This is a genomic window from Terriglobales bacterium (genome assembly GCA_035624475.1).
Lineage (GTDB): Bacteria > Acidobacteriota > Terriglobia > Terriglobales > Acidobacteriaceae > DASPRL01.
Map to the genome: position 1 here is coordinate 15,619 of DASPRL010000302.1, position 13,072 is coordinate 28,690.

At 67.8% G+C, this 13,072-nt stretch carries 12 protein-coding genes; 5 read left to right on the forward strand and 7 right to left on the reverse strand.

Annotated features, from left to right (window positions below):
* Window positions 1-9: 9 nt before the first annotated feature.
* From VEG08_12025 to VEG08_12055, 7 genes are all read right to left on the reverse strand, one after another.
* Window positions 10-588 (reverse strand): hypothetical protein, encoded by a 579-nt coding sequence (locus VEG08_12025; GenBank protein HXZ28711.1) that lies wholly within the window; start codon window positions 586-588, stop codon window positions 10-12.
* A 43-nt stretch (window positions 589-631) separates the two neighbouring features.
* Window positions 632-757, reverse strand: a complete 126-nt coding sequence (locus VEG08_12030; GenBank protein HXZ28712.1) for a hypothetical protein — start codon at window positions 755-757, stop codon at window positions 632-634.
* 34 nt (window positions 758-791) lie between these two features.
* On the reverse strand, window positions 792-1,361 hold the full coding sequence (locus VEG08_12035; protein HXZ28713.1) for a hypothetical protein: 570 nt from the start codon (window positions 1,359-1,361) through the stop codon (window positions 792-794).
* Window positions 1,362-1,487: 126 nt separating this feature from the next.
* Window positions 1,488-2,282, reverse strand: coding sequence for a hypothetical protein (locus tag VEG08_12040; GenBank protein ID HXZ28714.1), 795 nt, complete (start codon window positions 2,280-2,282; stop codon window positions 1,488-1,490).
* A 10-nt stretch (window positions 2,283-2,292) separates the two neighbouring features.
* Window positions 2,293-2,730 carry a response regulator transcription factor gene (locus tag VEG08_12045; GenBank protein ID HXZ28715.1) on the reverse strand — a complete coding sequence of 146 codons (438 nt, stop codon included), beginning with the start codon at window positions 2,728-2,730 and terminating at the stop codon, window positions 2,293-2,295.
* Between the two features lie 115 nt (window positions 2,731-2,845).
* Window positions 2,846-3,493 carry a response regulator transcription factor gene (locus VEG08_12050; GenBank protein HXZ28716.1) on the reverse strand — a complete coding sequence of 216 codons (648 nt, stop codon included), beginning with the start codon at window positions 3,491-3,493 and terminating at the stop codon, window positions 2,846-2,848.
* An 8-nt stretch (window positions 3,494-3,501) separates the two neighbouring features.
* Window positions 3,502-5,547 carry a PAS domain S-box protein gene (locus tag VEG08_12055; protein HXZ28717.1) on the reverse strand — a complete coding sequence of 682 codons (2,046 nt, stop codon included), beginning with the start codon at window positions 5,545-5,547 and terminating at the stop codon, window positions 3,502-3,504.
* Window positions 5,548-6,086: 539 nt separating this feature from the next.
* On the opposite strand from VEG08_12055, the gene VEG08_12060 reads away from it, so the two are divergent.
* From VEG08_12060 to VEG08_12080, 5 genes are all read left to right on the forward strand, one after another.
* A complete protein-coding gene (locus tag VEG08_12060; protein ID HXZ28718.1) occupies window positions 6,087-7,781 on the forward strand; it encodes an OmpA family protein in 1,695 nt (564 codons plus the stop codon).
* A 118-nt stretch (window positions 7,782-7,899) separates the two neighbouring features.
* Window positions 7,900-9,189, forward strand: coding sequence for a DUF2254 domain-containing protein (locus VEG08_12065; GenBank protein HXZ28719.1), 1,290 nt, complete (start codon window positions 7,900-7,902; stop codon window positions 9,187-9,189).
* A gap of 24 nt (window positions 9,190-9,213) precedes the next feature.
* Window positions 9,214-9,570, forward strand: coding sequence for an antibiotic biosynthesis monooxygenase family protein (locus tag VEG08_12070; protein ID HXZ28720.1), 357 nt, complete (start codon window positions 9,214-9,216; stop codon window positions 9,568-9,570).
* A 117-nt stretch (window positions 9,571-9,687) separates the two neighbouring features.
* A complete protein-coding gene (locus tag VEG08_12075; protein HXZ28721.1) occupies window positions 9,688-11,922 on the forward strand; it encodes a tetratricopeptide repeat protein in 2,235 nt (744 codons plus the stop codon).
* 192 nt (window positions 11,923-12,114) lie between these two features.
* Window positions 12,115-13,072: trehalose-6-phosphate synthase (locus VEG08_12080; protein HXZ28722.1), on the forward strand; the 958-nt coding region annotated here is incomplete at its 3' end.

Below are 13,072 nucleotides of genomic sequence, written 5' to 3' on the forward strand. Positions count from 1 at the left end.
AGATCGCGGCTACCAGACGACGACGTCCGTCAACTTCCAGGGGTCGGCGTAGGCCTCGATGGTGAGTTCCTTCTCCTTGCTGATGGAGAACTGGCAGGCGGGCACCAGGGTGCCGCGGCTCTCGTCCTGGCCGGGGCGGAGTTCGAGTTCGAGCGCGGACAGGGTATAGCCGGTGGCGCGGCTGTCGCTCCACATTTCGCCGAAGGTGATGGGGCGATCGGTCACCAGGCGGATCCTGCGGCCTCCGTCGGGCAAAGAAAACTCCCGGGCATACTTGATGTCGTAGCCCGGGGTACCGGTGATGGCGATGTGCCCCTTGGAGCCCATCTTGGCGAGCGCGTTGACCACGCCCTGGTTGCCCGCCTGGGCGAAGGCGTCCAGCAGGACTTGCTGGTCTTCGGCCGTCGAGTAGCTCTCGAGGATGATGGTGACGTTGAAGGTCTTGCCCAGGTAAGACCCTTCGCCCACCGCCGTGGCGCCGAAGGTCTGGTGCTTGCCCTGGGCGAAGGCGACAGCACTCGCCGCCAGCACGAGGACAGCGGCGGCCAGGCCCAGGACTGCGCGGGCGCTTCTTCTTCTCGAATGCATGGTCCCCTCCCTCGCCCGGCCGGATGCGCCGCATGCTCCCGGTTCAGGCAGCGCCGCGATGGTTCCAGGACTCCGACCGGCACTCCTCCCCGGTCTCGCGGTAGGCGCCGTACAGCAGGAGCCCGACGAAGACTAGGCCCGCCAGCGCCGCCAGCATTCCGAGCAACATGCTTCCACCTCTTTTCCTGGCCCAGCGCCGATGCTCACCGCGCCATGACGTTGGTCAGCTTCCAGGGGTTCTGGTAGGCCTCGATCGTCAACTCCCCTTCTTTACTGATCAGAAGCTTGGCCGCCGGGATAAGGACGCCGCCGCTCTGCCCCTTGACGTCGCTGATGTCCAGCTCGATGACCGAGAGGCTGTAGTCGGTGGAGCGGTTGTCGCGCCACAGTTCCCCGAAACGCAGGGGGCGATCGGTAGCGATGCGGATCTTCTTGCCGGTGGGCGTGGCAAATGCCCGCACGTACTTGATGTCGTAGCCCAGGGTGCCGGTGATGGCGATCCGTCCCTTGGACGGCATCTTGCTGATGGCATTAACCAGGCCATCGTTCTTGCCTTGGGTGAAGGCCTCGATCAGGACCTGCCGGTCCTCCTCCGTGGAGTAGCTTTCGATGATGATGTTCACGCTGTAGAGCTGCCCCATCTGGGTCCCCTGCCCCAGGGCCGTGGCTTGGTACATCTCGCGCCCTTGCGCCGAGGCGGCCACGCTCACTGCCAACAGGACCAGGACCACCAGAACGATGGTCCACAAAATGCTCTTCTTTGCCGTAGGCATATGGTTCTCCTTCCCGGGAATTGCGCCTTCCTGGCTACGTCTAAGCTAGGAGAGAGCGGCGAGCGGCGGAACTAGCAGTTTTTGCAGAGGAGGGGAAATCGCCCTTGCCCGGCCCGGTGAGGCAATCTAGGGCTGGGGCGGACGCATCTGCTGCTGCAGGTCGAACATGGGCTGCTGGCTGACCCGGATGAAGCCGTGGTAGGGGCGGTCGAGGTCGACGATGACGCCCAGCACCAGCGTGATGGCCAGGGCCAGCAGGCACTGCGGGAGCACTTGCCGCCGCCCCTCCAGGCCGGCGCCGTATCCCACCAGCAGCGCCGCCAGCAGACTCATCAGCGCATCCGCCCAGATCACGGTCGCGGGCACGTGGTTGTGAAACGCCATCCAGCCGGCGGCTTCCAAGTCGATGGCCTGGTTCAAGGACTGCAGCAGCAGCCCCACCTTGACCGGGTTGGGATCCTTCTGGGCGTAATCGGCCGCCCGCGACCAGAATTCCGCCTGCAGGCGCTCCGCCTCTCTTCTCTGGGCGGCGAGGCCCTGGGGGCTGGGGCTCCCGCTCGCCGACTGCAGCCGCACCTCCAAGTAGCGGCGCAGCAGCCCGGCGAGCTCGGGGCCCTGCGGCTCGGGAAGCACGCGCGTGCGCAGGTAGGAGGTCCCGATGGCATTGGCCTCCTCCAGCACCAGTTGCTTGCGGATCTCAAAGCGGGAGACGGCCATGGACATGGTGAAGGCCAGCAGCAACCCCAGGATGCCGAGCAGCCCGGCCTCCACCGCCGTCACCTGGGACTTGGCCTTCTCGCGGAGGCTGGCGTCGGCGCGGCGTCCCAGGCGAAACCCGACTTCGCCCACGGCCAGGATGCCGGCCAGGAAGACCAGCAGCAGCACCCACTCGTTGCCCGAGTAGAGGAACCCTTCGCTCACGCGGCCTCGCTCAGGAGATGTAGGAGATGAAGGTCTCCCCCGCATTCACCGCCTCGATGGCTTCGATCAGGTCGGTGCCCAGGGCGGACTTGAAGACGTAGGCGCTGGCGCCGGCCTCGAAGGCGGCGCGGATGAAGTCGGGATTCTCGTGAACGGTGAGGAAGACGATCTTGGCCCTGCACCCCATCTCCTGCAGGTGCCGGGCCACTTCAATGCCGGTCAGGTCGCCCAGCGAGATGTCCAGGACGATGACGTCGGGGCGCAGGGTGAGGGCGTCGCGCAGTACCGATTGCCCGTCCAGCACCGCCTCCAGCACCAGGCACTCCCGCTTGAGGATCTCGGCGACCGTGTCCAGGATCTCGGGATTGTCGTCCGCCAGCAGCACGCGGGGGCGCGAGGTCACCGCGACCGGGTCTCCGCTCCGCTCGTAAAAGGCGTGCTCCACCACGGATGACCCCCTCTTGGCAGGGTGGCACGCTTAGAGGCTAACTGGACGCGCCGCAATCTGCCTACTGGCAAAACTGCTGGCTTTTGCGGCTCGAGGAGCCGGTCGGCGGCCCGATTCAGGAAGGGATCATGTGCTGCTTGATGGCGTACTGCAGCAGCTCGGCGTTGGTCTTCACTCCCAGGCTCTCCATGATGCGGTACTTGTGGAAGGCGACCGTCCCCGGCTTCAGGTCCAGAACGCTCGCCACCTCTTTCATGGAGCGGCCTTCGGCCAGCAGTTGCAGGACCTCGCGCTGGCGCTTGGTGATGCGCCTTTCCCGCAGCCCCGGTTTGCGCGTCCGGATAAGGAAGTTGACCGTCTCCTTGGTGAGCTGGGGAGACAGGTAGGACTCGCCGCGCAGGACCCGGCGCAGAGCTGTGACCAGTTCCTCCGCTGCCGCACTCTTGAGCACGTAGCCGGAGGCTCCGCGGCGGAAGGCTTCGGCCGCCAGTTCCGGGGCCGCCTCCATGGTCAGGTAGACCAGCTTGACCGCGGGCAGGAGGCGCTTGATCTGCTCGCCCGCGTCCAGCCCGTTGAGCAGGGGCATGCCCACGTCCACCACCACAGCGTCGGGGCGGTGTTCCAGGGCGGCGCGCAGCAGGGCGCGGCCGTCGGGGACGATGCCCACCACCTGGAACTCGGGCTCCAACAGGCTCTTGCAGGCCTCTGCCACCAGGGTGTGATCGTCGGCCAGCAGCAGGCGGGCTCCGTGATGGCGGTTCATGGCTCCTCCTATCCTGCCTTCTCCAGAATGTCGGGGGCGTGCGCCGGGGCATGGCGGTCGAGGTGCGCCAGCGGGGCCCGGGCCTCGACGCGGGTGCCACGCCCGGGCTGCGAGGTGACGGTCAGGCTCCCGCCCACCAGGCGCAGGCGCTCGCGCATGCTCACCAGCCCCAGCCCTTCGCGGTTGCCGGGCGCGGCGGGATCGAAACCCACACCGTCGTCGCTGACGCGCAGATGGATGCCGGCGGCATCGGCCAGCAGATCCACCTGCACCTTGTCGGCATGGCTGTGTCGGATGATGTTGCGCAGGGCCTCCTGCAGCACCCGGAACAGGCTCAGGGCCACGTCGTGGTCGAACATCCGCGGCAGGTCGCGCACCTTGCACTCGATCTCCAGGTGATGCAGTTTGGCCGCTTCCCGGCACTGGTTCTCCACCGCCGCCGCCAGCCCCAGGTTCTCCAGGTAGGAAGAGTGCAGCAGGTGGGAGAGGTGGCTGACGTCCAGGGAGAGCTGCTTGGCCTGGCGGCGCAGGTCGGCGACGCGCTCCGCGTCTTCCGCCAGGGAAGCTTCCTTCTCCAGTTGTCCCAGGCGGATGGTGAGCAGGGCCAGGCGCTGGGCGATGTCGTCGTGCAATTCGCGGGCGATGCGAGCGCGCTCCTCCTCCTGGGCCCGGAGCAGGCGTCCGGCCAGCTCCTGGCGGGCCTGCTCCGCTTCTTTCTTGTCCTGGATGTCCACCCCGATGCCGACATAGCCGGCGAAGCTGCCGTCCGCCAGGTAGCGGGGCATGCCGCAGGCCAGCAGCCAGCGGTACTGGCCGCTGGCGTGCCGGTAGCGGTACTCCAGCATGTACTTCTGGCGGGCGTCCATGGCCTGGGCCCAGACGGTGAAGTTTTTCTGCAGATCGTCGGGATGGATGGCCGCCATCCACTTGGACAGGGTGAAGTCTTCGGCGCGCCAGCCCGTCATCTCCAGCCCGTACTGGTTGACGTGGATGAAGTCGCCCTCCGCGTCCCGCGTCCACATCATCACCGGGGCCTCGTCGGCCAGCTTGCGGAAGCGGTCCTCGCTCTCGCGCAGCTCCGATTCCGCGCGCTTGCGGCTGGTGATGTCGCGGTGCACGATGACGGCGCCGCGCTCGCTGCCCGTCAGCGGGGTCACCGTCGTGCTGAACCAGCGCTGCCGGGCCCCGCTCTGGACCTGATATTCCAGCTCAGCGATCGGGCGGGCGCCGCGAAGCACAGCCTGGACGCCGTTCACGATGTCCTGCACCGTGGTGTTGCCCGGCTGGGCGCAGCGATGCAGTTCCGCCAGGTGGTCGGCTCCGACCTTCACGCACTCCGAGCACGACTGCGCCGGGCAGAAATCCGCGACCTCCCGGTTCGTGGCGAGGACCACGCCCTCGCGGTCCACCACGATCACCTGGCTCTCCATGGAGTTGAGGACCGAGGTTTTCAGCACCTCGCTCTGGCGCAAGGCCTGCTCGGCGCGGTAGCGGGCCAGGGCGCTGCCGAAGATGTCGGCGACGGTCTGCAGCCGGGCGATGACGCGGCGGTCCCAGTGGATCTCGCGGCGAAGGGAGACGAAGACCAGGGCGCCGAAGACGGCGCCCTCGCGGCGCAGGGGCAGGGCCATCCAGGAGCGGATGCCCTGCTGGGAGAGGAACTCCTTGACCGCGGAGGCGGCTTCCGGGAGCTGGTGCGGCCCGTGCACCAGGATGGATTCGCCGCGCAGCAGGCGGCTCGCCGTCCAATCATAGTCGCGGGCACTGACCCGCGCGGGGGCGCTGGGCGTGCCCTTGGAGTGACGGCTGTGCAGCAGGATCATCTGCGAGCGGTCCTGGGAGAACTCCCACAACGAGACCCGGTCCAGGCGGAAGAACTCCAGCATCTCCTCGAAGGCACGGTGGATCCTCTTCTCGGCGGCGCCCGCGGGCAGATCGACCAGGCTGGCGGAGAGGTCGGAGATCAGGGTTTCCAACGCGACACGATGGCCCAGCGTCCAGGAGTGGAACGCCTGCGGGGGCCCAGGACGGCGGGTTGACCCGCTCTTCTTCATCGACGTCGCCCTAGGAGAGCCACGGAGGGAGTGGCCGGGCTTCCACGTGGACAAGGTTCGCCCCGAATCGCCGCCCAGTAAAGTGCGCCGAACACAGATGCGTGTGATGTGGAAAACTGCCGGGCCGTTTCCCGTTTTGGGAAGCCGCTCCTTCTCAGGGCAGGAAGCACGCCGCCGGCCCGCCGCTAGCTCCGGAATCCCTTCGGCAAAATTTGTGGCGGGACTGGCAATTTTGTCAGTAGGCGGAAGGGGCAAGTGTTCCTAGCATTCAGGGTATGGAGCGCGTTGTGCGCGCGGACTGCCCCGGGGCCGGGAGATCCTCCCGGCCGCGCGGCCGAGCCGTCATGCGAGAGGCGCCGGTTCAGGGCCAGAAGTCGTGAGAGAGTCCGCCTCCCCAAGCGGCCGTTCCACAACCAGGGGCGGGCAGGCAGCCCGGCTGCTTGTCCGCCCGTAAACGAAGCAACGGTAACGGAGCAAGAGACGGACACCGAGTGACACGAGCACCCAGAGCGGAAATCCACACCCTTAGGGAGGCAACCATGTCGTACAAGAGGATGACACTAGCACTGCTGCTGGTGGTGGTCTTCGGCGTGGCGGCGTTTGCCCAGGAAGCGCGGGTCAAGGTCAAGGTTCACCCGCCCGAGGCCTACGTCTTCCTGGACGGAACCCCCATCGGCAACAACACCCGGGACGTGTTCATGACCCCCGGCAAACACACCATCGGCGTCTACAACTACGGCTACGCGCCGCAGGTCCAGGAGATCGACGCCAAGCCGGGGAAGAATCCCGAGATGAGCTTCTCCTTGGTTCCCAAGGGTGAGGCCGTCAAGGGGCCCTTCGGCGCCCTGCAGATCGAAGGCGGGGGACGCAACGCCGTCCTGGTCAACGGCAAGACCCCGGACTACTTCGTGGGACACGGCGATGAGTTCAACAACCACATCTTCTGGTCCCAGCAACTGATCCTGCCCCCGGGCACGCACCAGGTGACCGTCACCTGGAGGGGCACGGAACTGTTCTCCGGCCCGGTGACCATCGAGCCCAACATGCGGACCATCCTCTGGCTGCACAAGGGCGGCAAGACGGAGATGCAGCCGTGGCCGGATGCCGGCAAGCCCATCGCCCGGCCGCGCTTCGATGCGGGAGCCGCCAGCGCCCAAGTGGTGGTGGCTCCGCCGAGCGGCCAGTTCACCGCCACGCCCGGCCAGATCTTCTGCAATGATCCGGCCAAGCTGGCCTGGTCCTCGCTCGAGACCGTCGATGCCACCATGACCGCCGACGCCGCCGCCAAGCCGGTGCCGGCCGCCCAGGGCGACGAGACGGTTTCGCCGCGCAAGACCACCACTTACAACTTCGCGGCTGTCGGACCCGGGGGCTGGGTGAAGCAGTCCCAGACCGTCGCCGTCGACCCCACGATCCAGTCCTCGCTGACCTCCGCCAAGCCGGAAGTCACCTACCTGAAGGTGGGCGAGCAGGTGCTGGTCAACGAGAAGACGGAGCTGAACTGGACCACCGCCCATGCCGACGCGGTCACGCTGCAGCCGGTGGGCAACGTGAACGTCAACGGGAACACGGAGGTCGCGCCCGTGCCCGAGAAGATGCAGATCGGGAAGGTGGATGAGACCAAGACCTACACCCTGGCCTCCACCAACGTCTGCGGCGGCTCGGACAGCAAGACGGCCAACGTGCACCTGGGAGGCCTGATCGAAACCAACCTGGTCAGCATCTTCTTCCCCACCGGCTACCCGGACCGGCGTCATCCCGACCTGGGCCTGGTGGCCAGCCAGCAGAAGGAACTGGAGCGCGTGGCCGAGATCTTCCGCATCTACCTCCAGCACACGCCGGAGGCGAAGCTCATGATCGCCGGCTACACCGATCCGCGCGACACCACCAAGGCGAACCTGAAGCTGAGCGAGCGCCGCGCGAACCGGGTCAAGGACTATCTTGTGGCGCAGGGCATCGCTGCCGACAAGATCGAGATCCAGTTCTTCGGCAAGAGCAAGCCACTCGACAAGACCATGGTGGCGGAGCTCGACGCGCAGCATCCGGCGCTTCCGGAAGCCAAGCTGTCGAGCAGCCCGCGCACCCGGTGGCTGGCCTACAACCGCCGCGTGGACATCGTGATGCAGCCCGCCGACCTGCAGTCGCTGCGCCTGTATCCGCACGAGGCGATCGATGCCAAGGTCCTGTGGCAGGCCCCGTGGCCCAGCCTGAAGGAGGTCCAGCAGGTCCGCTGACCTGATCTTCCAACCCGGAGGAGGGAGCGCCGGCGAAGCCGCCCCTCCTCCGGCCCTCTTCCACGGGCCCCGCTCCGCCGAGGCTGCCTTTTCCGGCGGCCTGGGAGGTCGCGGTCACATGAAGACGCTGAGGCGCCGCCACGCTTTTGGGGAGTCCTTCTGGTGGATCCCGATGGGCTATGCGCTGGCCGCGCTGGCCTTCGGGATGGCCTTCCCTCGGCTCGAAGTCCGCTTCTTCCCCGGCCAGTTCTCGGCCCTCAGTGCCGAAGCCGCCATCGGGATCTTCTCTTCGGTGGCCTCGGGCATGATGGCGCTCACCGGCATCGTCTTCTCTCTGGCCTTCGTGATGATGCAGTTCAACGCCACCGCCTATTCGCCGCGGCTGGTGCTGTGGCTCTCGCGCGACCCCTTCGTCTTTCACGCCATCGGGGTCTTCACCGCGACTTTCATCTATGCGCTGTCCGCGCTGGCCTGGGTGGGCCGGGCCCATTCCGGCAGCGTCCCTCTGCTGACCTCGTGGTGCGTGGTGGTGCTGGTGGTGGCCAGCGTGATGGTGCTGGCGCGCCTGGTGCAGCGGCTGGCCCTGCTCAAGATCAGCAACGTGCTCAGTTACGTGGGCAAGACGGGGCGGCAGGTGATCGTCGAGATGTATCCTCCGCTGTCCGCCGGGCCGGGCGAGGGCGTGGCAGTGGAGCCCGCCTCCCAGGTCAAACCCATGCTCCCTCCGGTCCGCCAGACGCTCTGCCATTTTGGCGCGCCCCGGGTGATCGGAGCCTTGGACCTCGCCTCCCTGGTCCGCCTGGCCACCCAGGCCGACGCTGTGATCGAGATGGTCGAATCGGTCGGGGAAGCCACCATGGACGGTGCGCCCCTGCTGCACGTGCGTGGCGGCCAAGCCCCCATTGCCGAGGCCGGCCTGCGCAAGGCCATCCTGCTGGGACCGGAGCGCACCTTCGAGCAGGACCCGAAGTACGCCCTCCGCCTGCTGGTGGACATCGCCATCAAGGCGCTCTCCCCGGCCATCAACGATCCCACCACCGCGGTGCAGGCCCTGGACTACATCGAGGACCTGCTGCGCTGCCTGGGCAACCGCCGTTTGCAAGCGGGACGGCTCTACGACTCTGCCGGCAATTTGCGCGTGGCCTTTCCCTGCCCGCGCTGGCAGGACCTCGTCAGCCTGGCGCTGGAGGAGATCCGCTACTACGGCGCCGGTTCCATCCAGGTGATGCGGCGCATGCGCGCGCTGCTGCGGGACGTGATCCCCGATCTCCCTCCCGAGCGCCAGGCGGTGCTGCGCGTCTACCTGGAGCGCGTCGACACCGGCGTGAACCGCGGCTTTGCCCTCCTCGACGACCGCCGCAGCGCTTCCATGGAGGACCGGCAAGGCCTGGGGATGGCGCGCCAGTGAACGTCATCCCCAAGAGGAGCAGCCATGAATGAACCGGCACTTCCGCCCGAGGAACGCTCCTTCGTAGTCCTCTCCCTGTTCACCTGCGAGCCCGAGCAGCGACCCCGGTTCCTGGAGCTGGCGCAAGACTTCCTGGTCAGCCAAGTCCGCTTCCAGCCGGACCTACGCTCCATCGAGCTCTTCGCGGACGAGAGCGGCGAGCACATCGTCAGCCTGGCGCGCTGGAAGGACCGGGCCGCCTTCGAGGCCTTCAAGCAGAGTCCCAGCGGCCACGAGGTCACGAGCGTGGGCCTGGCGCTCCGGCCCAAGGTCTTCTTTCTGCAGGCGGAAGCCTCGTTCCCCCAGGCAGCGGAGCGCGTTCTGCAGCGCGCGCGTTTCTAGGGGCGCGTCCCCGCCCCGGGCAGGAGGCTGCGCCCGGTAGCCTGGAAGGGCCTTTCTTCGTCCGCAAAAGTCGGCTACAGTCGCACCTCAGCACGCCGCCGGCGCCGTGGGAGGGCCATGACAGCGAAGCACCGCAAACGCCGTGGGGAGGGAGGAGATCCCGGGTCCGCGCCGGCCGCGAGCACGGCTTCGGCTTGGATCTACCGTCCCTGGCTGGACCTGCTGGTAGGCTGCAGCGCCTGGTCGGCGCCCTTGCTTCTGCTGGCCTATCCCCTGGGCCAGAGTCACCAGCAGGCCTGGGCAGTGGCCTTCTACGGACTGGCCCTGGTCTTCAACTACCCGCACTTCATGGCCACCATCTACCGCGCCTATCGCACGCGCGAAGAGTTCTCCCGCTACCGCCTCTTCACCCTGCACCTGACCCTGCTACTGCTGCTGACCGCCCTGCTCTCCCATTTCTCCTTCCGCCTGGTGCCCTGGCTCTTCACCGTCTACGTGACCTGGAGCCCGTGGCACTACACCGGACAGAACTACGGGCTGCTGATGATGTTCGCGCGGCGCAATGCCGCCCAGCCCAGCCCGAGCGAGCGCCACGCCCTCTACTTGTCGTTCCTGGCTTCGTACGTGATGCTCTTCCTCACCTTCCACACCGGCCCCTCCGACGATCCCGTGATCATCTCGCTGGGCCTCCCGGCCGCGGTGTCGCGGCCGGCCGAACTGGTGTGCGCCGCCGCGTTCGTGCTGCTGGGGGGATGGGCGCTGTGGCGGCTGGCGCAGCGCGTGGGGGTGCGCGCCCTGGCCGCTCCTCTCACCCTGTTCGCCAGCCAGTTCCTGTGGTTCGTGCTGCCCGCGCTGCTGGGCCTGGCCTACGGTCTGCAGGTGCCGCAGACCCGCTACAGCAGCGGCATCCTGGCGGTGCTGCACTCCACCCAGTACCTGTGGATCACCAGCTACTACGCGCGCCGCGAGGCCCAGGCGCAGGGCCGGCGCTGGCGTCCGGCGGCCTATTTCGCCGTGCTCCTCGCCGGCGGCATCGCCCTGTTCATCCCCGGACCCTGGCTGGTCAGCTCCCTCTTCCACTATGACTTCACCGTCAGCTTCCTCATCTTTACGGCGCTGGTGAACATCCATCACTTTCTGCTGGACGGCGCCATCTGGAAGCTGCGCGACCGCCGCATCGCCGCCCTCCTGATCGACCAGCGCGCCCCGGCCGCCGAGCGCGCTCCCTCCGCCGCCGGTGCGGGACGCAACCTCACGCGCTGGCTCACCGGGGCCTCGGCGGGCGCGCGCGCGTTGCGCGCCGGGTTGGCGGTGGCGCTGGTCGCCTGGGGCGGCCTCGATCTGGCGCACTTCTACCTGGGCAACAGGCTGGACGACCTGCCCGCGCTGGAGGCCGCGGTCACGCTCGCTCCCTACGACAGCGGGGCACAGATGCGGCTGGCGCGGGCCGTCGCCGAACAGGGCGACGTGGACCGCGCAGTGGCCGCGCTGCAGCGCGCCATCGCCGCCAATCCTGGCGAGCCCGGCCCGCAGAACGCCCTGGCGCGGCTTCTGCTGGAGAGCGGGCGGTACGCCGACGCGTACGCGCAGTACCAGCGCATCGTGCAACGTTTCCCCAAGGACGCCGACGCCCTGGTGAACCTCGGCATCCTCGCCCGGCAACTTGGGCATCCGGAGGAAGCAGTGGCCGCATGGCAGAAGGCGCTGGTCCTCGATCCCCAGCAGGTCAACCCGCACCTTTATCTGGCGGAGTCGCTGGACGAGGCGGGCCGCCTCGAGCCTGCCGTGGGGCAGTACCAGGCGTACCTGCAGGCGGTGGCCGCGCATCCAGCGACGCGGCCGCCGCCCGGCCAGGTCATTTCCGTGCTACTCAAGCTGGCCGATGCGCAGGAGCGCGGCGGGCAGCCCACGCAGGCGCTCAAGACTTGCAGCTTCGCCGTCCACCTGGCCGAGCAGACTTACGAGACCAAGCTCGAGGGCCTAGCGCTGGTCACCCAGGCGGAACTGCAGGCGAGCCAGAACCAGTTGGGGAACGCGGCGCGCTCCTACCAGGCAGCGCTCGCGCTCGACGCCCGCGTCAACGACCCATCCAACGCCGCCGTGGATTGGTTCAACTACGGGCAGTTCCTGCGCCGCCACGGCCAGCCCGAGACCCTGGTCTACGCCTGCTTCCTGAAGGCGCAGGAGTTCCTGCAGGATCGCCCCGGCGCGCAACTGGAGACTCTTCACCAGGCGATGCGTGAGATCGAGCCCGCCCTCGGCCCCCACCTGGCTGCCGTCCGCCGCCAGCCTGAGCCCTTCCTGCAGCAGGCGCTCGCGCTCTCCGACCAGGACCTGGCGAAGCGGCGCTAGCTCGGCGTCCTAAGACCGTCCTTCCCTCTACGTCGGGGAATGCCTTCGGTGGGTAAAAACTGCACGGTGCGCTGGGCCGGCTCCAACTATCCCCACTAGCATCAGTAAGATGCCCAACTCGCTTTGGCCCGCCGGTTGCATCTAACGGCGTTGCCCGTGGTGAGCGCATATTCCCCTTCCGGGAGGTAAGTCATGCGTCTGCTCCGCGTCCGTCTGATCGTTCCGCTGATCCTGGGCATCGCCCTGGTGTCGCTGCTCTCCTCCTGGTACGAGGTGCACATGGCTTTGCGCGGCTTGCGCGGCGACCTGGAGAAGCGCGCCGAGGTGCTGGGCGACAGCCTGGTGGGCAACGTGGAACGGGCCCTGGACCGCGGTTCCGACCGGGACCTGGAGAACATCGTCCTGCGCTTCGGCAACCGCGAGCACCTGGCCGGTATCGCCATCTGCGATGACAGCGGAGCTTTCCTGGCCATTACCCCCAACCTGCGCTCGCAGTTCCAGAACTGTCCCGCCAGCGTGATCCAGGCCATCGCCGACAACCGCGAGCGGGGAGCGTACCTCCGTCCCAACGGCTCGTATCTGCATATCTACGCCCTGCCCATCCACCGCGCCAACGGCGCGGTCGCCGGCGGCATGGCCGTCGTGGACGACGCCGGCTACATCCAGGACGAGGGCTGGCGCATGTGGCGCCAGATCTTCCTGCGGGTGCTGCTGGAGGCGCTGCTCATCGCCCTGGCGACCCTGCTCATCATCCGCTGGAGCATCACCGGCCCCATCGCGCGCGCCGCCCAGTGGATGCACGGCCTGCGCACCGGGCGCATCTTCCCGCGCCAGGAGGTACCTGACTACGACTTCTTCCGGCCGCTGGCGCGCGAGGTCACCACCTTTGCCGAGAGCCTGAAGCAGGCCCGGGTCGCCGCCGAGACCGAAGCCCGCCTGCGGGAGGCCGGAGAATCGCTGTGGACCCCGGAGCGGCTGGCCGTCCACGTCCGCGGGCGGCTGGGCGGCAGCCGCCTGTTCGTGGTCGCCAACCGTGAGCCCTACATGCACTTGCGCAAGGGCAAGGCGGTGGAGATGATCGTGCCCGCCAGCGGCCTGGTCGCCGCGCTGGAGCCCGTACTGCGCACCTGCGACGGCACCTGGGTCGCCC

What these genes read in the sequence shown, in the direction of transcription:
- VEG08_12025 (HXZ28711.1), bottom strand. Translation starts at nt 588, where the DNA reads ATGCATTCGAGAAGAAGAAGCGCCCGCGCAGTCCTGGGCCTGGCCGCC.
- VEG08_12030 (HXZ28712.1), bottom strand. Translation starts at nt 757, where the DNA reads ATGTTGCTCGGAATGCTGGCGGCGCTGGCGGGCCTAGTCTTCGTCGGG.
- VEG08_12035 (HXZ28713.1), bottom strand. Translation starts at nt 1,361, where the DNA reads ATGCCTACGGCAAAGAAGAGCATTTTGTGGACCATCGTTCTGGTGGTC.
- VEG08_12050 (HXZ28716.1), bottom strand. Translation starts at nt 3,493, where the DNA reads ATGAACCGCCATCACGGAGCCCGCCTGCTGCTGGCCGACGATCACACC.
- VEG08_12055 (HXZ28717.1), bottom strand. Translation starts at nt 5,547, where the DNA reads ATGAAGAAGAGCGGGTCAACCCGCCGTCCTGGGCCCCCGCAGGCGTTC.
- VEG08_12060 (HXZ28718.1), top strand. Translation starts at nt 6,087, where the DNA reads ATGTCGTACAAGAGGATGACACTAGCACTGCTGCTGGTGGTGGTCTTC.
- VEG08_12065 (HXZ28719.1), top strand. Translation starts at nt 7,900, where the DNA reads ATGAAGACGCTGAGGCGCCGCCACGCTTTTGGGGAGTCCTTCTGGTGG.
- VEG08_12070 (HXZ28720.1), top strand. Translation starts at nt 9,214, where the DNA reads ATGAATGAACCGGCACTTCCGCCCGAGGAACGCTCCTTCGTAGTCCTC.
- VEG08_12075 (HXZ28721.1), top strand. Translation starts at nt 9,688, where the DNA reads ATGACAGCGAAGCACCGCAAACGCCGTGGGGAGGGAGGAGATCCCGGG.